Origin of the sequence: Saccharopolyspora montiporae (assembly GCF_015209505.1) — a bacterium.
In the GTDB taxonomy this organism is placed as follows: Bacteria; Actinomycetota; Actinomycetes; order Mycobacteriales; family Pseudonocardiaceae; genus Saccharopolyspora; species Saccharopolyspora montiporae.
Window position 1 is genome coordinate 78,963 of record NZ_JADEYC010000009.1, and the last position, 21,605, is coordinate 100,567.

Consider the following 21,605-nt stretch of genomic DNA (forward strand, 5'->3'; position numbering starts at 1 on the left):
CGGGTCAGCCGAGCTCGGCGAGCTTGGTCCGCACCCGGTCGGCCCGCGGGTCGCCGGACTGCTCCAGCAGCTGCAGCGCTTCGCGCAGGTGGTCCGCGGCGCCGGGCCGGGACAGCGCGGTGAGCGAGTCGGCGAGCAGTTCCAGCGGTTCGGCCAGGTCGCCGGTGGCGCCGCGTGCGCGGACACCGGTGAGCACGTCGTGCAGCAGGTCGACGGCGGTCACGTGCTCGTCGGACATCCGGTGCGCCGCGGCAACCGCGGTGTCGATGCGCTGCGCCAACCGCGGTTCGTCCGAGATCAGCGCGAGCCGCTCCCGGGCGCTGCGCAGGCTGTCCAGGGCATGCCCGGCGCGGCCGAGCGCGACCAGTTCGCGACCGGCGAGGTACTCCTGCAACAGGACCCCGCGCGTGTCCGCGAGCTCCAGGTTGAGCTCGTGCGAGCGGCGGAAGTCGGCCAGTGCCACCTCGTGCTCGCCGAGCCCGCTGCGCGCCTTGCCGCGGAATTCGATCGCCGAAGCCAGCACTTCGCGGTGCCCGGCGCGTTCGGCGAGCTGCACGGCCCGTTCGCAGTCCTGCAGCGCGTCGGTGGGCCGTCCGAGTTCGATTCGGACCTGCCCGTGCAGGCTCAGCATCCGGGCTTCGGCGACCGCGTCCTCGGCCGCTGCGGCCGCGTCCGCGCCGAGCCGGAAGGCGCGCAGGGCGTCGGTGAAGTACTTGTGCTGGTTGTGCAGCGCCCACAGCGCGCCTTCCGCGAGCGCGACGACGTCCCGGTGCCAACCCTTGTCGGCGGCGAGCCGCTGCAGGGCGAGCAGGTTCAGCCGTTCACCCTCCAGCCATTCGAGGGCTTCGGTCTTCCCGGTGAACGGGTTGTCCCCGGTCACCTGGATGTCACCCACGCGCAGCCGGTCGGTGGTGGTGACCGCGCGGTCGGCGAACGCGCCGAGTTCCCGGTAGCGCGCCACGAGCCGGCGCAGCGCGTCGACGCGCTCATCGGGATCGAGCGCGGCGGCCCGCTGCTCGGCGTGCTCGCGGACCACGTCGTGGAACAGGTACTGCTCGCGGTCGTTGCGTTCCACCAGGCAAGCCTCGTGCAGGTCGGCGAGCAGCAGCTCGGCGTCGAGTTCGTCGGCGTCGGCCAGCGCCGCGGCGGCGAACGCGGGCGCCGCGGGACCGGGGAACAGGCTCAGCAGCGCGTACAGCTCGGCCTCATCGGTCCGCAGGTGCTCGACGGCCAGGTCCACGACCGCGAGGTGGTCCTTCAAGTGCCGCTGCCGCCTGCGCGGATCGGTCAGCTCGCGCAGCGCGCGCGGCACGGTCCACCCGTGCTTGCGCAACTGGCCGGCGGCCACGCGCATGGTCGCGGGCAGGCAGCCGCAGTGCCGCGCCAGCTCCGCACCGTCCTCGGGGCTGAGCTCGGTACCGCTCGGGAACCCGCTGCGCAGGAACTGCACCACGTGCTCGGTGCTCAACGCGTCGAGGCGGACGACGACGGCGTCCTGGCCGGCCGACGCGGAAGCATCCCGAAAGCTGGTGCACAGCAAGACGCTGCCCGGCGAGCTGGACCGCAGCCGTTCTGCCGCATCGGGATCCGGCACGTCGTCCAACAGGATCAGCAGCCGCTTGTCCGCGGTACGGGTGCGCAACAGCGAGATCCGGGCTTCCGCCTGCTCCGGGATGTCCGCACCCTTGACGCCGAGTTCCCGCAGCACGTCCTGCGCGGCGTCGTCCAGCGAACGCTCGCCGGAAGCGAGATCGACGTGCACCTGACCGTCCGGGAACCGGTCCTTGACCCGATGCGCCCAGTGGGTCGCGAGGCCGGTCTTGCCGGTGCCGCTGGAACCGCTGATCACCCCGAAACCGGCCCGATCGCTGCGCTCCTGCGTCAGCAGACCGTCCAGCACCTGCAGCTCCGGCTCGCGGTTGACGAATCCCGACGGCGCGGCGGCGAGACTCGCCGGGACCGGATCCGCCCGTTCCCCCGCGATGTGCACGTCGCCGTTGATCGTCCCGGCCTGGACCACGTTGTTCCCGTCACCGCTGTTCGAGTTGCCCACGACCCCACCTCGGTACCGTCGAGTAACGATCACCTGACCCTACGCGACAGCGGCAGCCCGGTGGCCGGCTCGGCACATCCGCACCGGGTGTCCGCGCCGGCCTCCCGAGCGGGTACCCTCCGACGAGGCCCGCAGCGGGCCGAGCCCTCGTAGCTCAGGGGATAGAGCACCGCTCTCCTAAAGCGGGTGTCGCAGGTTCGAATCCTGCCGGGGGCGCATTTCCCAGGTCAGTACCGTTGGCCCGGTCAGGGACACGATCACCACGCACAATTCGATCAGCTGTCCACCGGCGAGACCCCGGATGCTCAAGCATCGGCTGCGGGAACTAGCGAACCGGTCACGTGGTGAACGGGAGGGACATGCCCGCCGAGTGGTGGTCGCCGATCGTCGGCAACCTGGCGCTGCTCCAGGGCGGCAACGTGGCCGTTGGCTTCCTGGTCACGAGCATCGATCTGAGCCGGCGGCCTGCGATGGTGACGGTTTCGTGGGCAGACGGCTCGACGGCAACGCTGCGCATCGACCCGGATGACAGCTGCACGCTGATTCGACAGCGCCTCGCCAACATCGGTCCGGGGCTTCCCGAACCGGAGATCGACGACAGCGTCTTCTGGGTCCCCGACGACGAGTCGGCATCCCCTTTCCTCGTTCACGCCTGGGTGTTGCAGGAACTGGGACGTTCTGCCGAGTACCAACCCGTCGCGGACATGTGGGGCGAGCGGCTCGCACTCCGCTACATCAGCGGGGACACCGAGCAGGTCGAAGCACTCCTGCACGTGACCTCGCGCGGATACGCCGTACGCATACCGATCGAGATCAGCGCGCCAGGCTCGAAGTACATCCACCTGGCCTACGCCCTCGCGAAGACCGCCTGCACCACAGACCCGGAGCATCTCCCGATCGGCGAACCGCACCACGGGATCCCGACCCACCTCGGCCCCGCATGCTGAGGGCTGCGCGGTGCTTCCGTCTTATGGAGTGCTTCGGGGAGACCTGCTGACCGGGGAACAACAGGCTCCGCGAACGCACGCCTCTCCGGCCGTCAGGGCTGGTTGCGCTCGGCGAGCTCCTGCAGGAACCGGGGCATCCGCCCCGCACCGAAGTCGTAGTAGCGCACCCAGCGGGGCATGATCGCGATGCGCGCCATCCGGTCGTACAGCTGCCGGCAGGTCCGCTCGAACTCGGCCGCCGCGTCCGCATCCATGGTTTCCCGAGCGGCGGCGAGGTACTCCTCCACCACGCCCTCGACGATCCGGACGTCCGCCCGCCCGCGGACGGACAGCGAGCGCGCCTGCTCGGGGGTGTTGCCCGCGTCGATGGCCAGCGCGACGTCCGGGCGGGCGGACAGCGCGGCGACCTTCGGCGCGGTGGTGGCGGTGGAGACCACGAACTCGGCGCCGGTCCAGGAGAAGCCGACCGGAACCACCCGCGGTGTCCCGTCCTCGCCGGTGTAGCCGAGGTGGGCGGCCGCGGTGGAACCGAGCAGCTCCTGCGCGCCGGACAAGGACAGTTCGGCATCGATGTCCTGCTGCTGCATGAGCGTCATCCTTCCGCTTCCGCGCGACCACCGCGACCGGGGACGCGTCCCAGGTCAGCGGGGTGTGGCCAAGACCGGGAGCTGTTTGGCCGCGGCCATGGTGGCGGCGTCGAAGAATTCGCCACCCGTGACGTCGATGCTGCGGTAGCGGTCGAGGAGCCGGTTCAGCGCGACCTTCGCCTCCAAGCGGGCGAGCGGGGCGCCGATGCAGAAGTGAATGCCCTTACCGAAGGCGAGGTGGTGGTTCGGCGTGCGGTGGATGTCCACAGTGTCCGGTTCCTCGAACCGCCTCGGATCGCGGTTCGCCGAGGCCAGCCACGGGAACACGATGCAATCCTGCGGGATCCGCACATCGCCGAGGGTGAGTTCCCGCGTGGTGCGTCGGCTGAGCCGCGGGAACGGGGAGCGGAAGCGCAGGAACTCCTCGATCGCCTGCGGGACGAGCCCTCGGTCGGCGTGCAGCTGCTCGGCGATGTCGGGGTGCTCGTCCATCAGCTGGATGCTGTTGCCCAGCAGCGCGGTCGTGGTGATGTGCCCGGCGATCAGCAGCAACCCGGCGAACCCGATGATCTCCCCGTCGGTCAGCGTGCGGCCGTCGGTCTCCGCCGCGGTCAGCCCGCTGATCAGATCGTCACCGGGGTCGGCGCGGCGGGCGCGGATGTGTTCGAGCAGGTACTCGTTCATCTCCCGCATGATCGGCTCGACCTGGGCCAGGGCGTGCTCGATCTGCTCCTGGTCGAGCTCGCCCGTCTGCTGGGACAACAGCGCGTCCGCCCACCGCCGGAAAACCGGGAGATCGCTGGTGGGGATGCCCAGCAGCTCCGCGATCACGATCACCGGCAGCGGGTAGGCCAACGCATCGACCAGGTCGAACTCGTCGCCCACCTGCCCGATCAGGTCGTCGGTGATCTCGGTGATCCTCGGTTCCAACTGCGCGATCATCTTGGGCGTGAACGCCTTGCTGACCAGTCCGCGCAGCCGGTCGTGCCGCGGCGGGTCCAGGTTGATGAAGTTGCCCTCGGCGAACACATCGAATTCGCGGTTGCGCGGCACGAGCTTGCTGAGATCCGAGGAGAAGTCCGTCGTCTCGGTGATGGCCGTGAAGGCTTCCGGGTAACCGAACACGTGCGCGAGGCCGTTGTCGTGGTCCACCTGCACCGCAGCGCTTTTCCGCGCGGAACGCATCCAGGCGTGCAGATCGTCGAACGTGGTGGTCGTGGCCATGGTGATCACTCCTCCCCGTTGGTCGAGCCGTAGATGTGCTCGAGGTAGGTGTCGCGGAGTTGTTCGACGATGCCGGTGATCTTCGGCGCCACCTCACCGGGCGCGCGCTCGTTCGGCGCCTCGGCCGGCTCGAACGAGCGGCGGACCATCTCCGCGAGCAGGTCGGCCTTCACCTCGTCGGTCATGGCCAGTTCCGGCGGCAGCATCGGGTCGATGCTCAGGTGTCCCAGCACGGCGGTCCCGATGCCGTAGGCGATCCGCTCCACCGGCAGGTCCGCGCGCAGCAGACCGTGCTCGGCGAGCAGGGCAAGGTACTCGGTGGACAGCGTGATCTTGCTGTGCACGACCCCGCGCGAGGCATCGGTGGCGATGAGCCTGCCGAGCACCTCCGCGTCCCGGGTGTAGATCGCGGCGAGCAGCGGGCGGCGCATCGCCTGCAGGAAGACGGCGCGCACGTAGCGGTGCAGCAACACCTCGCCCGGATCGGCGCGCATGCCCCGCGCCAGCTCGTCGAACGTCGCCACGCCCTCGCGCAGCAGTACCGCGAACAGCAGAGCGTCTCGACTCCGCCAGTGCAGGTACACGGTGCCCTTGCCGACGTCGGCGCGCCGGGCGACCTCATCGACCGTGACCTTGCGGTAGCCCCACCTGGTCAGCAGGTCCGCGGCCGCATCCAAGATGCGATCCGCCCGTTCGGTGTCCCGTCTCGCCATGCCGGCCTCCGCAGGTACGGCGCTGCACCCCGGTGACGCGTGATCACGTCCCGCTGTGACCGCATCAACACATCCGGTCACAGCGTCACGGTACGAGCTCCACCGCTGCGCAGCAAGGGCACCGGGCAGGATTCCTCCGGCTGCCCGAGGGTCGCCTCGGGGTGCGGGCCGCCGGGAACCGGGGAGTTCGGGGACCTCGTCAGCGGCCCGACATCCCGTCGGCGAACGTGGCGAGCGATTCGGCCTGGCAGCGCAGCCAGGCGAGCGCGTCGACGGCCAGATCCGAGGACGCCGCCGGGTACCGCAGGACCATCATGATCAGCACCGCCACCACCGCCCACCGGATGAGCCCGGCCGCCCAGCTGCGGCTCTTCGCCGGATGTGCACCCACGCGTTCTCCTCGATTCGTCGTCCGCTTCCTGCGCTACGACACCGATTCCACGCCAGAACGCGTCCGCGCGGTGCTCATCGAAGATGATCTTGGGGTGTTGCTGAGCCGCCGTTAAGGCTCGTCCCCCGGCTCACCACTCGGCGAAGCCGCCGTCCTCGTGCCGCCAGATCGGCGACCGCCAGCGGTGCCCGACCTCGGCCGCCTTCCGCACCGCCTGCTCGTCGATCTGCACGCCCAGCCCGGGCGCGGTGAGCCGCTCGACGTGGCCGTCGGCGAACTCGAAAACCGAGGCGTCGGCCAGGTAATCCAGCAAGTCCGAACCCTGGTTGTAGTGGATGCCCAGGCTGGTCTCCTGGATCAGCGCGTTCGGGCTGGCGAAGTCGACCTGCAGGCTCGCGGCCAGCGCGACCGGCCCCAGCGGGCAGTGCGGCGCCAGACCCACGCCGTACGCCTCGGCCATCGCCGCGATCCGGCGGCACTCCGAGATCCCGCCCGCGTGCGAGAGATCCGGCTGTGCCACGGCGATCCCGGCGGGCAGCACATCGCGGAAGTCCCAGCGGGAGAACAACCGCTCACCCGTGGCGATCGGGATCGTGGTGGAGTCGCAGATGCGGCGCAGGTCGGCGGACAGCTCCGGGACCAGCGGCTCCTCCACGAACATCGGCTGCAGCGGTTCGAGCTCGCGGCACAGCACCCGCGCCATCGCCGGCGAAACCCGGCCGTGGAAGTCCACCGCGACGTCCCGGTCCGGGCCCATCACCTCGCGCACCGCCGCGACCCGGTCCACCACTGCGCTGACCTGCGCCGTCGTCTCCAGGTGCCGCATGCGCCCGGTGCCGTTCATCTTGATCGCGGTCAGCCCGGCCTCCACCTGCCGGGCGGCTTCCTCGGCCACCGCGGTGGGTTCGTCCCCGCCGATCCAGCAGTAGATGCGCATCCGGTCGCGCACCGCACCGCCCAGCAGCTCGTGCACCGGAACGCCGAGCGCCTTGCCGCGGATGTCCCACAGCGCCTGGTCGATCCCGGCCACCGCGCTGGACAGCACCGGACCGCCCCGGTAGAAGCCGCCCTTGGTGAGCACCTGCCAGTGGTCCTCGATGCGCCGCGGATCGGCGCCGATCAGGTAATCGGACAGCTCGTCGACGGCGGCGGCGACGGTGTGCGCACGCCCCTCGACCACCGGCTCGCCCCAGCCCACGAGCCCGTCGTCGGTCTCCACGCGCAGGAACAGCCACCGCGGCTCGATCAAGTACGTCGTCAGGCTGGCGATCTTCACTGCGAAGTCCTCCTGTCGGTAGGGGTCGTGCCGGTCAGGACCGGTGGCCGAGGTCGTCGGCGATCGCGGACGCGGCCGCGGTCAGCTCCGGGACCAGCCCGCGCAGCGCGTCGACGTCGGGGTCCGCTCGCACCGTGGTGATCGAGACCGCGGCGTGCACTCCCGGTGCGGTCTCCGGGACCGCGACCCCGACGCAGTGCACCAGCGGCTCGAACTCGCCGAAGTCCGTGGCGTACCCGCGCTGCGCGGTGCGGACGAGTTCGACGCGGAAGTCCGCGCGGGAGGTGATCGTGGCCTCGGTGCACCGGGCGAAGTCGCATCCGTCGATCAGCCCCTCGGCCGTCGCCGGATCGAGCCGGGCCAGGATCGCCTTGCTCACCGCGGAGGTGTGCAGCGGGACCGGACGGCCGACCCGCGACCAGGTGCGCACCTTGGCCGCGCTCTCGATCTTGTCCACGTAGATGATGGCGCCGTCGATGAGCTGGGCCAGGTGCACGGTGGCGCCGGTCGAGTCGGCCAGCGGGAGCAGGTGCCCGCGCGCGGCGGCGCGCAGGTCGAGGTCGTCCAGGACCTGCTGCCCGAGCTCGGCCATCCGCAGCCCCAGCCGGTATCGCCCGTCGCCGCCGCGGGTGACCATCCCGGCGTCCACGAGCGGCTGCAGCATCCGCAGCGCGGTCGACGAGTGCACACCGACCGCCTCCGCGAGCGCGGACAGCGGGCGGGGTCCGTCGGCTAGCTCGTTGAGCGCGATCACGGCTTTGGCAACGGTTCTCGACATGGTCCTCCTTGACCTCGGCCGATCCAGCCTACAGAATCTGTGCAACATTTACATAGACTTTGCACATGCTGCAATCATGGAAGTGAAGGACTTGGGCGCGAAGCAGATCCCCGAAGCCCTCCGGCGCACCCGCGCGGTGGCCATCCTGCGCGGAGGCAGTGGCGAACACCTCGACGACGTGCTGGACGCGCTGGTCGACTCCGGCGTCCGGTGCCTGGAGGTCACCACGAACACCCCCCGTGCGCTGGAAGCCCTGCGCGCAGCCCGCCTGCGCCACGGCACGGCCGCCGAGCTCGGCGTCGGCACCGTGCGCACCCCGGAGCAGGTCGACCAGGCCGCCGAGGCCGGCGCGCAGTTCATCGTCACCCCGGGCCTCGACGAAGCGGTCGCCGATCGGGTGCGCGCGCACGATCTCGCCTATTTCCCGGGCGCTTTCACCGCGACCGAGGTGCTGCGCGCGCACGCCCTCGGCGCCACCGCCGTCAAGATCTTCCCGGCGAGCCTGGGCGGGCCGAAGTACGTGCGCGAACTGCGCGCCCCGCTCGACGACGTGGAAATGCTGCCCACCGGCGGTATTTCGCCGGACACAGCCGGTGATTTCCTGCGCGCCGGGGCCTGCGCCGTCGGCGTGGGCGGGCCGCTGCTCGGCGATGCGCTGGACACCGGCGACCTGGACGGGCTGCGCTCCCGCGCCCGCGCGCTGCTGGACGCCACCGGAGGCGCCGCATGAGCGGGCACCTGGTCACCCTCGGCGAGGCGATGGCCGCGCTGTCCTCGCCGATCACCGGCCCGCTACGCCACGCGCCGCACCTGAAACTGGGCGTGGCCGGGGCCGAAGCGACCACCGCCATCGGTGTCAGCCGCCTCGGCGGGCAAGCCGTGTGGATCGGTCGGGTCGGCGACGACGAGTTCGGCGAGCTCATCCGGATGACGCTGAGCGGCCAGGGCGTTCCCGGCGAGCAGGTGATCACCGACGACACCGCGCCCACGGCGCTGCTGGTCAAGGAACGCCGGAACGGGATGCGCACCAACGTCTCCTACTACCGTTCGGGTTCGGCGGGATCGCGGCTGCAGCCGGCCGATCTGGATCCGCAGCTGGTGCGCACCGCGGGCGCGCTGCACCTGACCGGGATCACGCCGGCGCTGAGCGAATCCGCCCGCGCCGCAGCGCGCGCCGCCGTGGACACCGCGCAGGCCGCCGGAGTGCCGATCTCGCTGGACATCAACTACCGCAGGGCGCTGTGGAGCCCGGACGAGGCCGCCCGCCCCCTGCGCGAGCTCGCCAGGGCGAGCACCGTACTCTTCGCCACCGAGGACGAGGCCCGGCTGCTGGTCGACGGCTCCGGTCCGGACGAGCTCGCCGCCGAACTGGCGAAGCTCGGGCCGGCGCAGGTGGTCATCAAGCGGGGCGGGGACGGAGCGTTCGGGCTGGTCGACGGACAGTCGCTGCCCGCGCCGCCACACCCGTCCACTGTGGTCGATCCGGTCGGCGCCGGCGATGCCTTCGCCGCCGGATACCTCGCCGCGCTGCTGCAGTCCGCCCCGGCGGAGCAGCGCATGCAGGACGCGGCCGCGGCGGGAGCGCTCGCCGTTGCCGTGGACGGCGATTGGGAAGGTCTTCCCGATCGCGCGGAACTCGCGGACCTGGACGGCTCCGACGTCAGCCGGTAGTCCGCCCGCACCCGTGGTGCCACCCGGCACCTGATCGCATTCGCTCAGCGTTGAGGAATCACCGACATGGAAACGATGACGCCGGCCTACGGGGTCGGTCCGCTGCTGCTGATCGCACTCGCGGCCATCGGGCTGCTCCTGCTGCTGATCATTAAGTTTCGGCTGCACGCCTTCATCGCCCTGGTACTGGTCAGCATCCTGGTCGGCCTGGCCACCCGGATCCCGCTCGACCAGCTCGTGGACGACGTACTGCTCGCCGGGTTCGGTGACACGCTCGCCGAAGTCGGCCTGCTCGTCGGTCTGGGCGCGATGATCGGCCGACTGCTGGAAGTCACCGGCGGCGCCGATGTGCTCGCCAACACCCTGGTGTCCCGGTTCGGGCCGCGCCGCGCGCCGCTCGCCCTGGGTGTCGCCTCGCTGTTCTTCGGCTTCCCGATCTTCCTGGACGCCGCGTTCGTGGTGTTCGTGCCGATCATCTTCAGCGTCGCCGCCCGCTTCGGCGGTTCGCTGCTGCTGTACGCGCTGCCCTCGGTGGGCGCGTTCGCGGTGATGCACGCGTTCGTGCCGCCGCACCCGGGTCCGGTCGCCGCCGCCGAACTGCTCGGCGCGGACATGGGCACGGTGCTGCTCGTGGGCCTGATCCTGGCCATCCCGACCTGGTACCTGAGCAGTTACCTCGGCGGGCGGATCATCGGCAGGCGGGTCGACGTGCCCATCCCGGAGATCAGCGCCGCCAAGGACACGTCCGAACACGACGACCTGCCCTACCCGAAGTTCGGCACCGTGGTGGCGCTGCTCGTGCTGCCGATGCTGCTGATCTTCCTGGACACCGGGCTGAACACCCTGGCCACGGCCGGAGTCGTGGACGACGGCGCGACCTGGGTGCAGGCGCTGCAGATCGTGGGCGCCACCCCGGTGGCCCTGCTGATCACCGCGATCACCGCGATCCTGGTGCTCGGCCGCGGCCGGTCCAAGGCCGGCGTCGAGCAGATCGTCAACGGCGCGCTGGGCCCGGTCTGCGCGATCATCCTGATCACCGGCGCGGGCGGCATGTTCGGTGAGGTGCTGCACGTCTCCGGCATCGGCGACGCGCTGGCGCAGACCCTGGCCAGCCTGGGCTTCCCGCTGATCCTGGCCGCGTTCCTGATCTCCACGGCACTGCGCGTGGCACAGGGTTCGGCCACGGTGGCGCTGACCACGACCGCCGGTCTGCTGGCCCCGACCGTCGCCGCGATGGGCGAGGTGTCCGCGCTGTACTCGGCCCTGCTGGTGATCGCCATCGCCTGCGGTGCCACGGTGCTCTCGCACGTCAACGACTCCGGGTTCTGGCTGGTTGGCCGCTACCTCGGCATGGACGTGAAGACGACGCTGAAAACGTGGACCGTGCTGGAGACCCTCATCGGCGGGATCGGTTTCCTGCTGGTGCTCGTACTGGTCCCACTCGCGTGAGCGGGCGGGTCGGGGTGCGCGCCACCGCGCACCCCGACCCGCGTGCGGTTCAGACGCCGGACGGTGCCATCGGCCGTTGCTCCGCCGCCGCTTCCGGTTGCGGAGCAGGCGGCTGCACCTCGGCGGAGTCGTCGCGGACGCGGACAGGACTGCTCGGCGCGCGCCAGTCCACCGACGGACGCATCGCCGCCACATCCACCCGATCCCGATACCGCTGCGCCACCCGGAACAACGACTCGATCAACGTCTCCGACAACAGATGCGGCTGCAGACCCAACTCCACCAACCCCGTATGCCGCACGTTGTAGTAATGCTCAGCCTGCTCCACCCGCGGATTGTCCAACTGCTCCACCGACGCAGACCCCTCGAACGCACCGAAGCTCGGCACGACCGCTGCACCCGGCCCGCCGGGCGGCGTTCGCGCGAAGCCCGCCGCCGGCGCCGGAACGGGCCGAGCGGGTCACCGCACCGGTAACGCGGCGACGCATTCCGTTCGCCGACCGCCCGCGGGGAGACCGCCGTTGCCACAGGACGCGTGCGGAGCACCAGTACCCGGGCGACCGGATCGCGCTCCCGCTGACGACAACTAGTCCTCCCCACGCGTTCCCACTCGGTGCTCACCCGCACGGCGCCACATACGGAGCGCCGCAACGGGTTTCGGACTACGTCCGGCGAAACGGCACACGCCGCTTCGGAACCGCGGTGGTCCCAGACCTCTCGGATTCCGCGGAATACCGGTATATCTGAACGAATCGGCGGAATTGCAGCACGGCACCCGGGGCGGAGCAACGAACACGCGCTTCCCGAAAGCATGAATCTCTTCCGCGAACACCGGTGTGCTCCCGATCGCGTGAGCGGGCGGGTCGGGGCGCGCGGCGCGCCCCGACCCGCGTCCGGTTACTTCGGGTACGGCAGCAGGGCCATCTCGCGGGCGTTGCGGATCGCGGTGGCGACCTCGCGCTGCTGCTGGGCGGTGAGCCCGGTGACCTTGCGGGAGCGGATCTTGCCGCGGTCGGAGACGAACTTGCGCAACACCTCGATGTCCTTCCAGTCGACGTCCAGGACGCCGTGCTGCTGCAGCAGGTTCGGCCTGCGCCGGGCTCGTCCGCGGGGCTGGCGCTCGATCACGGTCACCAGCTCGCCTTCGTCACACCCGGCAGTTCCCCGGCGTGCGCCATCTCGCGCAGCCGGATCCGGGACAGCCCGAACGTGCGGTAGTAGCCGCGCGGGCGGCCGTCCACCGCGTCCCGGTTGCGTACCCGGGTCGGGCTGGCGTCGCGCGGCTGGCGCTGCAATTCGGCCAGCGCCGCATCGCGCTGCGCGACGGTGCTGCCCGGCGCGCGGATGATCCGTTTGAGCTCGGCCCGCCGGTCCGCGTAGCGGGCTACCACGTCCCGCCGCTTGCGGTCGGCGGCGATCTTGGACTTCTTCGCCAACGGGGGCCTCCTTCACCGCTCTTCGCGGTACTCGACGTGCCTGCGCACCACCGGATCGAACTTGCGCAGTCGGATCCGGTCCGGGGTGTTGCGGCGGTTCTTCCTGGTCACGTACGTGTGTCCGGTACCGGCGGTGGAGCGCAGCTTGACCACGGGGCGGACGTCGTCGCGGGCCATCAGACGCGCTCCCCGCGAGCGCGCGCCTCGGCGACCACGGCCTCGATGCCGCGCGCGTCGATCGTCTTGATCCCCTTCGCCGACACGCGCAGCCGGACCCACCGGCCTTCCGAGGGCAGCCAGTAGCGGCGCCGCTGGATGTTCGGCAGCCAGCGGCGCTTGGTGCGCCGCTGGGAGTGCGCGACGTTGTTGCCGTAACCGGGCTGCTTGCCGGTCACCTGGCAGCGGTTGGACATGCCACACCTTTCGATAACGACATCCATTTTCATTAATGCCGATCGGGAGGGTACCGTGTCGGGCACTGACGTGAAAACGGTTCTCAACAGGAGTGGGCATGGAGACCGGAGCACCCGGCGGCCGGAGCACCGACCAGCGGACCCCGCTGATCGTGGTGTGCGGACTCGACCAGGACCAGACCGCCGCGACCGCGGAGACGGTGCGCGCGGGGGCCCCCGGCACGACCGCGCTGCTGCACCACGACCTGCACCGCGTCGGCGACGGGTTCCTCGACAAACGAGTGCGCCACCGCGACCGGGACATCGACAGCACCGTCGAGCTCGTGCACGGTTGCGTGTCCTGCACCCTGCGCGAGGACCTGCTACCGGAACTGCGCAGGCTGTCGGCCACCCCCGGCGTCGAGCACATCGTGCTGCACCTCGATCCGCTCGTCGAACCCGAAGCGATCTGCTGGTCGCTGCAGCAGGTGCCGGTCGACGGGCGCACCGTGGACGAGGACGTCGTGGTGCACGCGGTGCTCAACGCGGTCGACGGTGCCCGCTGGCTCGCCGATGCGAGCAGCGAGGACACCTTGGCCGACCGCGGACTCGGCGGCGGGACGGACGACGAGCGCACCATCGCCCAGCTCGCGGTCGGCCACGCGGAATTCGCGGACGCGATCGTGTTCGGCCCCGCTGCGGAGGACGGCTGGACCGAAGTGCGCACCCGGGAAGTGCTGCGCCGGTTGGCCCCCGCGACCGCGTGGACGCAGCTCGACGGACTCGACGTGGCCGACCTGCTCGCCCGCATCCCGGACAACGCCCGCCGCGGGGACGTCGACGGGGCGCACGGACCGCTGCTGCGCGGGCAACCGCCCATGGAGCCGGATTCCGGCGTCGAAGTGCTGCTGTTCGAGGATCGCAGGCCGTTCCACCCGCAGCGGCTGCACGAAGCGCTGGACGCGCTGCTGGACGGCGTGGTGCGCACCCGCGGGCGCGCTTGGATCGCCAGCAGGCCGGACTCCGCGCTCTGGCTGGAATCGGCGGGTGGCGGGCTCGCCGTGGGCGATGCCGGACCGTGGCTGGCCGCGCTGCCGGAGCAGGAGTGGACGCAGTTCGCGGACGAGCGGCGGCTGCGCGCCTCGCTGCAATGGGACGAGCACTACGGCGACCGCGCGCAGGAGATCGTCGTCATCACGCACGACGCCGATGCCGCGGAGATCAGCCGCCGGCTGCGCGCGGCGCTGCTCACCGACGAGGAACTCGCCGCGGGCCGGGATGTCTGGGCACAGCACCAGGATCCGTTCGAATGGCACTCCGACGACTGCTCGGACGAGGACCCGGCAGACGCCGACCTGGACCCGGCCCGCGGCTCCGGCGGCTGCTGACGCGGGCTGCTGCGTTCGGGTGATCCGGTCGCGTTCGGGACCGTGAGCGCGGTGCCGGTTGCCAGGGTCGTGCCTCGGCGAAGGGGAGGCACATGGCACCGGAATTCCGAAGCCGTCCGGACGGCACGAAATACCCGCTCCGCAACGGCGGCGGTGGGGGTCCGCTCGTCGCGGTGGGGGTGTTCGCGATCGCTGCCGCAGGTGGTGGGGGCGTTGCGGGCACCGCGGGCATCACCGGCGCGGGCGCGTCGGCTGCGGAAACCGCTGTGGTGCGCGGGATCGGGCAGAACCTCGGCAAGGCCACCAAGCAGGTGCGCGCGGGCAAGCCCCAGCAGGCGTGGCGCACGATGCGCCTGCAGCGCGGATCGTCGTTGCGGGACACGGCCGAGTGCGCGCTGATCTCGTTCGGCGAGGTGCAGGAATTCCTCGTCCAACACGGCTGCCGGGACATCGGGCGGGTGCAGTTCCCGCTGACCCACGAGGGCGGGACGATGTCGGTGTTGGTGTCCGAGGTGCGGCTGCGGTCGGCCGGCGACGCGCGGGAATTCAAGGCGCGCATGGACGAGCACGGCACCGGTGACATCCGCCCGATCAGCCCGCGGCCCGCGTTCACCGGTGAGCACTACGATTCCGCGCGGCGCGGCAGCACCGTCCTGGTGGCGGAGGCCGAACCCGCTGCCGGGTCCACCTCGGAGGAACTGCTGGACACCACTGCCGAGGCGGCGGTCGCGCTGGCCCGGGCGGTGAGCTGACCATCCGAAGTGGACTCCCGATCACCGCGGTGCGGGCGTGAGCCCCTCGGCGTGCAGCAGGTCGCGCAGGTGCGCCGAACGGGGATCCTGCAGCAGCTCACCCGGCGTGCCCACCTCCGCGATGCGGCCGTCGGCCACCACCGCGACCCGGTCCGCGCGCTGCAGCTGAGACCGGACGTCGTGGCTGATGTTGATCACCGCGCATCCGTGCTCGTGGCGGAACCGCGCGATGTGGTCGAGGATCTGCGCGGACAGCGGCTGGTCCAGGCCGTTGGTCACCTCGTCGCAGATCAGCACCCGCGGGTGCGCCAGCAGCGCTCGGGCCACCGCCGCGCGCTGCAGCTGACCACCGGACAGTCCCGCGGGGTGGCGGGCCGCCTGCTCCGGGGCGATGGCGAGCTCGCGCAGCAGCTCGACCGCCTCGTCCCGCGCGGCCGCCGCGTCGAGCCCGCGCAGCCGCACCGCCGTGGCCGCGACCTGGTCGAGCACCGGGCGGCGCGGTTCGAACGAGCCCGCCGATTCCTGCCACACGTGCTGCACCTGGGCCAGCTGTTGCCGGGAACGCTTGCGCAACCGCGGGAACCGCCGCCCACCGATCAGCACCTGCCCGCGCTGCGGTTCGAGCAGCCCCGCCACGCAGCGCGCGAGGCTCGACTTGCCCGCACCGGACGCCCCGATCACGCCGAGCACCTCTCCCGCGGCCACCTGCAGGTCGACGTCGGCCAGCCGGTGCGGCACACCGACGCCGCGCAGTTCGACCTCGTTCCGCCCCGCGCTCAGTGCGGCTGCGGACACCGGCGGTGCGGCCGCGGCCGGGAACCGGGCGGGTCCGGCCAGCTCGCCTTCGCACACCTGCAGCGCCCGGTCGGCGAGCTCCTCGGCCACGAACGGATCGTGCGTGACCAGCAGCACGGCCATCCCGCGATCGCGCAGCACCGCGAGCCGGCGCACCAGGTCCGCGCGGCTGAGCGCGTCCAGCCCGGCGGTGGGCTCGTCCAGGACCAGCGCATCGGGCGCCACCGCGAGCACCTGCGCCAACGCGAGCCGGGTGCGCTGCCCGCCGGAGAACTCGGACGGGTATTTGCGCAGCGTCGCCGCCAACTCCGCACCGTCCACATCGAACGCGGCGGTGCGCAGCACCTCGGCGACCCGCTCCCGGCCCGCACCCGAGCCCAGGCTCGCGTACTCGCCCAGCGCCGCGCCGATGCGCCGCGCCGGGTTGAGCGTGGCCGCGGCGTGCTGCGGCAGGTAGCCGACGCGTCCGGCGACCTCGATCGCACCGGTGACTTCCAGGCCCGGCCGGTCCACACCGGCCACCGCAGCGGCGACCGTCGTCTTGCCCGCACCGGACGGGCCGAGCAGCGCCACCACCTCACCGGCGCCGACGTCCAGGTGCACATCGCGCACGATGCTGCGCCCACCGACCTCGGCGGACAGTCCGCGCACCGCGATCACCGGTTCACCCGCCATCGCGCACCGCCCGCACCGCATCCCGCGCCGCGACCCGGTGCGGATCGGCCAGCAGTTCATCCCACAGCACGTTGATCCCCACCACGAGCAGCACGATCAGGCCCGCCGGCAGCAGCACCGACCAGGGCGCGACCGACAGACCGTCCTTGTTCGCCGCCACGGACACCGCCCAGTCGGCCGAGGTGGTGTCGAAGCCCAGCCCCAGGAAGTTCGCCGAGGACAGGAAGTAGATGCCCGCGGCGGTGCGCACCCCGAGATCGGCCGCGACCGGGCGGGCCAGCTCCGGCAGCGCGTAGCGGACGTAGCGGTGCGTGCGGCTGGCGCCCTGCATGCGCAGCGCGTCCATCACCGGCCCCTGCACCACACCGCGCGCGGCCATCCGCACGAACCGCGCGATCGGCGCGATCAGCGCCAGCCCCACTGCGCAGGCCACGGCCACCGCCGAACCGTCGGTGCGCAGCGCGGCGACCATGATGATCAGCAGCGACGGCAGGCACAGCAGCACGTCCACCGGCCGCATCAGCAGGTCCTCCAGCCACGGCTTCGCGGTGCTCGCCGCGGCGAGCCCGATCAGCGCGCCCACGACGTAGGCGACGAGCACCGTCACCAGCGTGGTCAGCAGCAGGGTCCGCCCGCCCTGCAGCGCCGCCACCAGCACGTCCCGGCCCAGTCGGTCGGTGCCGAACGGCGACCAGCTCGACGGGCCGAACGGGCTCTGCCGCTCCTGCGGCCCCAGTTCGGCCAGCAGCGGCCCGAACGCCGCCACCAGCACCGGGATCGCCACCAGCAGCGCGTACAGCCAGCGCAGACGGCTGGGCCCGCGCGCATTCCCGCAGCTCATGCGTGCTCCCTGCGCGGCACCATCCGGCGCCCGGCCAGATCGATGCCCAGATTCACCGCGATCGCCACCAGTCCGGTGATGAGCACGATCGCCAGGATCACCGGCTGGTCCCGGTTGCCGATCGCGTCGATGAGCGCCGAAGCAACCCCGGGCATCACGAACACCGCCTCCACGATCAGCACCCCGGACAGCAGCCCGTCCCCGGTGCGTCCCAGCTCCTGCACCGCCGACCCGAGCGCGTTCGGCGCGACGTGCCGGACCAGCAGCGACCGGCGCGGCACCCCCAGCCGCACGGCCTGGGCGATGTAGGGCTCGTGCATCACCGAGATCACGCCCGCACGCACCAGCCGCACCAGGGGCGCGGCGACGCGGGCGACCATGACCACCAGCGGCAGCACCAGGTAGCCGGGCTCGGTGAGCATGGTGGACACGTCGGCGCCGAGGAACGTCGCCGGGAACCAGCCGAGTCCGATGGCCACGTAGGCCACCAGCAGCACCGCCAGCACGAAATCCGGGATCGAGTCGAAGAACACGCTCACCGCGGTGATGGCACGATCGCGCAGCGACCCGGGGCGCAGACCGGCCGCGAATCCGGCCGCACCGGCCACAGGCAGCAACAGGAGCGTGGTCAGCACCGCCATGATCGCGGTGATCGCGAACGGTTCGGCGATGAGCTCGGCGACCGGACCGCCCGTGGCGTAGGAGGTGCCGAGGTCGCCGCGCGCGACCTGCCCCAACCAGTCCGCGAACCGGGTCACCGGCGCGACGTCCAGCCCGAGCAGCTGCCGGGTCTCGGCGCGCTGCTCGGTGCTGAACGCGTCGCTGCTCTGCACGTCCGCGGCATCGCCGGGCAGCAGCAGGGACAACCCGAACACCAGCACCAGCAGCACCAGCACCTGGCCCGCACCGATGACCAGGCGCCGCGCGGCGAACCGGCCGAACCCCGTGCCCGCGGTCCGCACGCGTGCGGGGGCGGTGCGCTCAGCGGATGCCGGCAGCGATCCGGTCATCGCCGACCTGCCAGACGATCCCGGCCTCGGCGAAGCCGGCTTCGCGCAGGAAGTCGAGGTAGTCGTGCACCGCGGGCCGGTCGGTCACCCGGTGCTCGAAACCGTTCTCCCGGGCCGCGGCCAGCAGGCCGGCGAGCTCCGGAGCCTGCTCGACGGCCTGCCACCACGCCGCCCAGTCCTCGCTGCGCCGCACTTCGGCGCGCGCGGCCCGCCGCCGGGTGAGCGCCTTGCCGAGCGCGTCGAGCCGCTCACCGCCCGGACCTTCATAGAGGTGGTCGCCGTTGACGAACAGGCCGCCGGGCTGCAGCGCACGGCCGCATTCGGCCAGCAGCGCGCGGATCGGCTCCCGGTTCATCCAGTGCAGCGAGGTGGTGCTGACGAACGCGTCCGGGGCGCGGTCCAGGCCCAGCGCATCGAACCAGGACGGATCGCGCAGGTCCGCGTGCACCAGGCGCAGCCGGTCGTCGGCGCCGTAGGCGAGGTCGGCCAGGCCCATGAGCAGCGGATCGGCGTCCACGCCGACCACCCGGGCGCCGGGCAGCCGGTCGAGCAGCCGGACGGCCAGCGAGCCCGGACCGACCCCGAGGTCCACGATGAGCGGGTCCAGGCGCTGCAGCAGTTCGTCGAGCACATCGGCGATCACCGCGAACCGCTCCTCGCGGTCGGGCATGTAGTGCTCCTGCTGGCGGTCCCAGCGGTCCAGCCAGTGCAGGGCCTGCTCGCGGGTGGGAGTTGACGTGCTGGTCATCTGCGTCCTCTGCTACGGATTCGGTCGTGTGCCAGGGGTTTTCCCGGCACGTCAGCCGGTGACGTCGTCGAAGCGCACCCACCCGAACGAGTTCGGCACGCCGGTGGGGATGCCGCGGTACTCGGCGTTGGCGGCGTTATGCCAGTAGGTGTTCGCGAAGAAGATGAAACCGCCCCGGTCGTACTGGATCTCGTGCATCCGCCGGTAGATCGCCGCGCGCTCCTCGTCGGACCGGGTCGCCTGGGCGCGGGCGAACAGCGCGTCGAACTCCGGATCCGACCAGTTCGTGCGGTTCTGCGGCGATCCCGTGACCAGCCGGGACGCGAAGTGGTTGGGCACCGGCAGCGGTCCGGACTGGCCCATCGTCAGCTCGCCGCGGTCCAGCGTCTCGGAGTAGTAGGTGTCCTTGGAGCCCACCACCACGTTGACCCGCACCCCGGCCTTCGCGGCGTGCTCGGCGAACAGGTGCGCGGCTTCCACGAGCCCGGACGAGACTTCCGCGGTGAACAGGTCGAACCTCAGGTTCTCCGCCCCCGCCCTGCGCAACAGGGTCTTCGCACGCTGCGGGTCGTACCCGTGCTGCGGGAGTTCGGCGTAGTACTCGAATCCGGCGCCGAACACGTCGTTGGACACGTCGCCCTCGCCCTCGAAGGCGACCTTGACCATCTCCTCGCGGTCGGCCAGCAACATGAGCGCGCGCCGCACGTCGGGGTTGTCGAACGGCGGCCGGTCCGTCTTCATCGCGAAGTAGTGGATCCCGCTGTTCGGCGTGGTGTTCACCGCTACCCGGTCGTTGCCGCGCAGCGTGCGCGCGGCGGCCGGCGTGATGCTGTCCGCGAAATCGGCCTGCCCGCCCTGCAGCGTGTTCAGCCGCGCGTCCGAATCGGCACTGAGGATGCGCAGCTGCCGGATCGCGGGGGCGCCGTTCCAGTGCTGCTCGTAACTGGTGCCGCTGAACTCCTTGCCCGGCTCGAACGACTCGAACCGGAACGGGCCGGTGCCGACCGGGTCGACGAAGTCCCGCGTGCCGTTCTGCACGATCCGCGTCCCATAGGCGGCCAGCGCAGTCCGGAACTCGAAATCCGGTTTCTTCAGCGCGATCTCCACGGTGCGCGGGTCCACGACGCGCGATTCGCGCAGGTTCACGTGTTCCAACGTGGTCGCGGCGATGAACGCGTCGGGCTCCCCGCCGCCGAGGATCCGGCTGATCGTGTACAGCACGTCGTCGCCGGTGAACGTCGAGCCGTCGTGCCAGCGCGCATCGCGCAGCGCCAGCCGCCACCGGGTCCCGTCCGCGTTGGGTTCGGCGCGCTCGGCCAGCCGCGGGATCGGCTTCATCTGGTCATCGACCTCGAACAACCCGTCATAGACGGCCTTGAGTCGGGCCTCGTCGATGAACATGTGGCTGGTGCCGGGATCGAACGCCTCGTCGGCGCCGGAACCCTCCATGACCGCGGAGAACGAGTCGATCGAGCCACCCGCGGACGAACCGGACGAACCACCGCACCCGGTGACCAGCGCACCGGCCGCCGCAGCGCCGCCGATCAGGAAACCCCTCCTGCCGAGCCTCCCGGCAATCCCGCGTTCGCCCACCTGCATGCTGACTCCCCTCGCGTCCGGGTCGGACCGCGCGGGGAGCGTGCTGGGCACGAGACCGCAGCCGGCGGCTCGTGCGGCACCGACCATCCCGCGTGGCGTGACCGCTCATCTCTCGGCGCGCAGGTGTCTGGCTCCGACCCACCGCTCGGCGGGCCTCACAGTTGCGGGGCAGCCCCGGATTCGCACCGGTGTTCCCTGGACGCGCACGGGCATCCTACGGACGAGTGACATCCAGCGATAGCGGCCCGGCACCGCGAGGTGTCGCATATCTCGTGCGCACAGCCCTTTACCCGGGAGTCGCGAACCGGGAACACCGCTGCGCAGCAGGGCCCTCGTCGCGCGCGGTGTCCGGGCGAACGCCCGTCGTCGCCGAAACCGACCGACGCGCGCGGTCTCTGCTACAAGGGAGCCGACGTCCACCGACCGAGGAGCACGCCGTGCCCGAACACCGCATCCGCACCTTCCTCATGTTCCAAGGCGGGGCCGAGGAAGCCATCCAGCACTACACCGCACTGCTGCCGGACGCGCGCATCGAGCACATCGAGCGCTACGGGCCGGACGGGCCGGGCGCTGCGGGAAGCGTCCACCGAGCCACGTTCACGCTGCTCGGCCAGGCATTCGAGTGCATCGACAGCCCGATCAGCCACGATTTCGGCTTCACCCCTGCGATCTCGCTGTTCGTCGACTGCGCCGACGAGCCCGAGTTCGATCAGCTGCACCGGGGCCTGGTCGACGGCGGGCAGGAACTGATGCCCCCGGACGACTACGGCTTCAGCCGGCGCTTCGTCTGGCTGGTGGACCGGCACGGGGTGTCCTGGCAGATCAACCTCCCGCACGAGGCCGGTCCGGGCACCACCGGGTGAGTGTCGCCGCAGCGCGC

General features: G+C 71.5%; 23 protein-coding genes, 1 tRNA gene, 1 pseudogene and 1 riboswitch. Of the genes and pseudogenes, 8 read left to right on the plus strand and 17 right to left on the minus strand.

Annotated features, from left to right (window positions below; translation table 11 throughout):
- Window positions 1-4: 4 nt before the first annotated feature.
- A complete protein-coding gene (locus IQ251_RS05725) occupies window positions 5-2,053 on the minus strand; it encodes an AAA family ATPase (protein WP_193927396.1) in 2,049 nt (682 codons plus the stop codon).
- Between the two features lie 143 nt (window positions 2,054-2,196).
- On the opposite strand from IQ251_RS05725, the gene IQ251_RS05730 reads away from it, so the two are divergent.
- A tRNA-Arg gene (locus tag IQ251_RS05730) sits at window positions 2,197-2,269 on the plus strand.
- Between the two features lie 143 nt (window positions 2,270-2,412).
- Window positions 2,413-3,000: a hypothetical protein gene (locus IQ251_RS05735; RefSeq protein WP_193927397.1), complete on the plus strand. Its 588-nt coding sequence runs from the start codon at window positions 2,413-2,415 to the stop codon at window positions 2,998-3,000.
- Window positions 3,001-3,092: 92 nt separating this feature from the next.
- On the opposite strand, the gene IQ251_RS05740 is transcribed toward IQ251_RS05735, so the two are convergent.
- From IQ251_RS05740 to IQ251_RS05765, 6 genes are all read right to left on the minus strand, one after another.
- A complete protein-coding gene (locus tag IQ251_RS05740; protein WP_193927398.1) occupies window positions 3,093-3,587 on the minus strand; it encodes a pyridoxamine 5'-phosphate oxidase family protein in 495 nt (164 codons plus the stop codon).
- A gap of 54 nt (window positions 3,588-3,641) precedes the next feature.
- Window positions 3,642-4,811, minus strand: coding sequence for a cytochrome P450 (locus IQ251_RS05745; RefSeq protein WP_193927399.1), 1,170 nt, complete (start codon window positions 4,809-4,811; stop codon window positions 3,642-3,644).
- Window positions 4,812-4,816: 5 nt separating this feature from the next.
- Complete coding sequence (locus tag IQ251_RS05750; protein WP_193927400.1) at window positions 4,817-5,524, minus strand: TetR/AcrR family transcriptional regulator; 708 nt, start codon at window positions 5,522-5,524, stop codon at window positions 4,817-4,819.
- A 199-nt stretch (window positions 5,525-5,723) separates the two neighbouring features.
- Entirely contained in the window at window positions 5,724-5,915 is a 192-nt protein-coding gene (locus IQ251_RS05755; RefSeq protein WP_193927401.1) for a hypothetical protein, read from the minus strand.
- A 130-nt stretch (window positions 5,916-6,045) separates the two neighbouring features.
- The gene (dgoD, locus tag IQ251_RS05760; RefSeq protein WP_193927402.1) at window positions 6,046-7,191 is read right to left on the minus strand and encodes a galactonate dehydratase; all 1,146 of its coding nucleotides are present in this window, start codon (window positions 7,189-7,191) and stop codon (window positions 6,046-6,048) included.
- A gap of 34 nt (window positions 7,192-7,225) precedes the next feature.
- On the minus strand, window positions 7,226-7,969 hold the full coding sequence (locus IQ251_RS05765) for an IclR family transcriptional regulator (RefSeq protein ID WP_193927403.1): 744 nt from the start codon (window positions 7,967-7,969) through the stop codon (window positions 7,226-7,228).
- Window positions 7,970-8,045: 76 nt separating this feature from the next.
- Between IQ251_RS05765 and IQ251_RS05770 the strand changes: the two genes are divergently transcribed.
- From IQ251_RS05770 to IQ251_RS05780, 3 genes are all read left to right on the plus strand, one after another.
- Window positions 8,046-8,699 (plus strand): bifunctional 4-hydroxy-2-oxoglutarate aldolase/2-dehydro-3-deoxy-phosphogluconate aldolase, encoded by a 654-nt coding sequence (locus IQ251_RS05770; RefSeq protein WP_193927404.1) that lies wholly within the window; start codon window positions 8,046-8,048, stop codon window positions 8,697-8,699.
- Window positions 8,696-9,640 (plus strand): sugar kinase, encoded by a 945-nt coding sequence (locus IQ251_RS05775; RefSeq protein WP_193927405.1) that lies wholly within the window; start codon window positions 8,696-8,698, stop codon window positions 9,638-9,640. The genes IQ251_RS05770 and IQ251_RS05775 overlap by 4 nt, the downstream gene beginning before the upstream one ends.
- A 66-nt stretch (window positions 9,641-9,706) precedes the next feature.
- Complete coding sequence (locus IQ251_RS05780; protein ID WP_193927406.1) at window positions 9,707-11,089, plus strand: GntP family permease; 1,383 nt, start codon at window positions 9,707-9,709, stop codon at window positions 11,087-11,089.
- Window positions 11,090-11,311: 222 nt separating this feature from the next.
- Here the strand turns inward: IQ251_RS05780 and IQ251_RS20230 are convergent.
- From IQ251_RS20230 to rpmB, 5 genes and pseudogenes are all read right to left on the minus strand, one after another.
- Window positions 11,312-11,432, minus strand: a pseudogene (locus IQ251_RS20230) (NAD-dependent dehydratase); the annotation flags it as partial.
- A 554-nt stretch (window positions 11,433-11,986) separates the two neighbouring features.
- On the minus strand, window positions 11,987-12,217 hold the full coding sequence (rpsR, locus tag IQ251_RS05790) for a 30S ribosomal protein S18 (protein WP_193927614.1): 231 nt from the start codon (window positions 12,215-12,217) through the stop codon (window positions 11,987-11,989).
- 2 nt (window positions 12,218-12,219) lie between these two features.
- Window positions 12,220-12,525, minus strand: a complete 306-nt coding sequence (rpsN, locus tag IQ251_RS05795) for a 30S ribosomal protein S14 (protein ID WP_193927407.1) — start codon at window positions 12,523-12,525, stop codon at window positions 12,220-12,222.
- A gap of 12 nt (window positions 12,526-12,537) precedes the next feature.
- Window positions 12,538-12,702, minus strand: a complete 165-nt coding sequence (gene rpmG / locus IQ251_RS05800) for a 50S ribosomal protein L33 (protein ID WP_193927408.1) — start codon at window positions 12,700-12,702, stop codon at window positions 12,538-12,540.
- Complete coding sequence (gene rpmB / locus IQ251_RS05805) at window positions 12,702-12,938, minus strand: 50S ribosomal protein L28 (protein WP_193927409.1); 237 nt, start codon at window positions 12,936-12,938, stop codon at window positions 12,702-12,704. Before rpmB ends, rpmG begins: the two co-directional genes overlap by 1 nt.
- 98 nt (window positions 12,939-13,036) lie before the next feature.
- On the opposite strand from rpmB, the gene mrf reads away from it, so the two are divergent.
- Together mrf and IQ251_RS05815 are read left to right on the plus strand one after the other, a co-directional pair.
- Complete coding sequence (gene mrf / locus IQ251_RS05810) at window positions 13,037-14,305, plus strand: ribosome hibernation factor-recruiting GTPase MRF (RefSeq protein ID WP_193927410.1); 1,269 nt, start codon at window positions 13,037-13,039, stop codon at window positions 14,303-14,305.
- A gap of 92 nt (window positions 14,306-14,397) precedes the next feature.
- Entirely contained in the window at window positions 14,398-15,057 is a 660-nt protein-coding gene (locus IQ251_RS05815; RefSeq protein ID WP_193927411.1) for a hypothetical protein, read from the plus strand.
- A 21-nt stretch (window positions 15,058-15,078) separates the two neighbouring features.
- Here the strand turns inward: IQ251_RS05815 and IQ251_RS05820 are convergent, their stop codons facing one another.
- The 5 genes from IQ251_RS05820 to IQ251_RS05840 are packed head-to-tail and all read right to left on the minus strand — an operon-like array spanning window position 15,079 to window position 20,725.
- On the minus strand, window positions 15,079-16,527 hold the full coding sequence (locus IQ251_RS05820; RefSeq protein WP_193927412.1) for an ABC transporter ATP-binding protein: 1,449 nt from the start codon (window positions 16,525-16,527) through the stop codon (window positions 15,079-15,081).
- A complete protein-coding gene (locus tag IQ251_RS05825; RefSeq protein ID WP_193927413.1) occupies window positions 16,517-17,368 on the minus strand; it encodes an ABC transporter permease in 852 nt (283 codons plus the stop codon). Before IQ251_RS05825 ends, IQ251_RS05820 begins: the two co-directional genes overlap by 11 nt.
- Window positions 17,365-18,378 (minus strand): ABC transporter permease, encoded by a 1,014-nt coding sequence (locus IQ251_RS05830; protein ID WP_193927414.1) that lies wholly within the window; start codon window positions 18,376-18,378, stop codon window positions 17,365-17,367. Before IQ251_RS05830 ends, IQ251_RS05825 begins: the two co-directional genes overlap by 4 nt.
- Window positions 18,350-19,126, minus strand: a complete 777-nt coding sequence (locus IQ251_RS05835; protein ID WP_193927415.1) for a class I SAM-dependent methyltransferase — start codon at window positions 19,124-19,126, stop codon at window positions 18,350-18,352. Before IQ251_RS05835 ends, IQ251_RS05830 begins: the two co-directional genes overlap by 29 nt.
- Before the next feature lie 51 nt (window positions 19,127-19,177).
- Complete coding sequence (locus tag IQ251_RS05840; protein ID WP_193927416.1) at window positions 19,178-20,725, minus strand: ABC transporter substrate-binding protein; 1,548 nt, start codon at window positions 20,723-20,725, stop codon at window positions 19,178-19,180.
- Window positions 20,726-20,825: 100 nt separating this feature from the next.
- Window positions 20,826-20,962, minus strand: a riboswitch (cobalamin riboswitch).
- Window positions 20,963-21,162: 200 nt separating this feature from the next.
- Here IQ251_RS05840 and IQ251_RS05845 point away from each other — a divergent pair.
- The gene (locus tag IQ251_RS05845; RefSeq protein ID WP_193927417.1) at window positions 21,163-21,588 is read left to right on the plus strand and encodes a VOC family protein; all 426 of its coding nucleotides are present in this window, start codon (window positions 21,163-21,165) and stop codon (window positions 21,586-21,588) included.
- The last annotated feature ends 17 nt before the right edge of the window (window positions 21,589-21,605 follow it).

Bases quoted from the DNA above. Each gene is read 5' to 3' on its own strand.
- IQ251_RS05735 (WP_193927397.1), top strand. From the start codon at position 2,413: ATGCCCGCCGAGTGGTGGTCGCCGATCGTCGGCAACCTGGCGCTGCTC.
- IQ251_RS05740 (WP_193927398.1), bottom strand. From the start codon at position 3,587: ATGCAGCAGCAGGACATCGATGCCGAACTGTCCTTGTCCGGCGCGCAG.
- IQ251_RS05745 (WP_193927399.1), bottom strand. From the start codon at position 4,811: ATGGCCACGACCACCACGTTCGACGATCTGCACGCCTGGATGCGTTCC.
- IQ251_RS05750 (WP_193927400.1), bottom strand. From the start codon at position 5,524: ATGGCGAGACGGGACACCGAACGGGCGGATCGCATCTTGGATGCGGCC.
- IQ251_RS05765 (WP_193927403.1), bottom strand. From the start codon at position 7,969: ATGTCGAGAACCGTTGCCAAAGCCGTGATCGCGCTCAACGAGCTAGCC.
- IQ251_RS05770 (WP_193927404.1), top strand. From the start codon at position 8,046: ATGGAAGTGAAGGACTTGGGCGCGAAGCAGATCCCCGAAGCCCTCCGG.
- IQ251_RS05775 (WP_193927405.1), top strand. From the start codon at position 8,696: ATGAGCGGGCACCTGGTCACCCTCGGCGAGGCGATGGCCGCGCTGTCC.
- IQ251_RS05780 (WP_193927406.1), top strand. From the start codon at position 9,707: ATGGAAACGATGACGCCGGCCTACGGGGTCGGTCCGCTGCTGCTGATC.
- rpmG (WP_193927408.1), bottom strand. From the start codon at position 12,702: ATGGCCCGCGACGACGTCCGCCCCGTGGTCAAGCTGCGCTCCACCGCC.
- rpmB (WP_193927409.1), bottom strand. From the start codon at position 12,938: ATGTCCAACCGCTGCCAGGTGACCGGCAAGCAGCCCGGTTACGGCAAC.
- mrf (WP_193927410.1), top strand. From the start codon at position 13,037: ATGGAGACCGGAGCACCCGGCGGCCGGAGCACCGACCAGCGGACCCCG.
- IQ251_RS05815 (WP_193927411.1), top strand. From the start codon at position 14,398: ATGGCACCGGAATTCCGAAGCCGTCCGGACGGCACGAAATACCCGCTC.
- IQ251_RS05820 (WP_193927412.1), bottom strand. From the start codon at position 16,527: ATGGCGGGTGAACCGGTGATCGCGGTGCGCGGACTGTCCGCCGAGGTC.
- IQ251_RS05825 (WP_193927413.1), bottom strand. From the start codon at position 17,368: ATGAGCTGCGGGAATGCGCGCGGGCCCAGCCGTCTGCGCTGGCTGTAC.
- IQ251_RS05830 (WP_193927414.1), bottom strand. From the start codon at position 18,378: ATGACCGGATCGCTGCCGGCATCCGCTGAGCGCACCGCCCCCGCACGC.
- IQ251_RS05835 (WP_193927415.1), bottom strand. From the start codon at position 19,126: ATGACCAGCACGTCAACTCCCACCCGCGAGCAGGCCCTGCACTGGCTG.
- IQ251_RS05840 (WP_193927416.1), bottom strand. From the start codon at position 20,725: ATGCAGGTGGGCGAACGCGGGATTGCCGGGAGGCTCGGCAGGAGGGGT.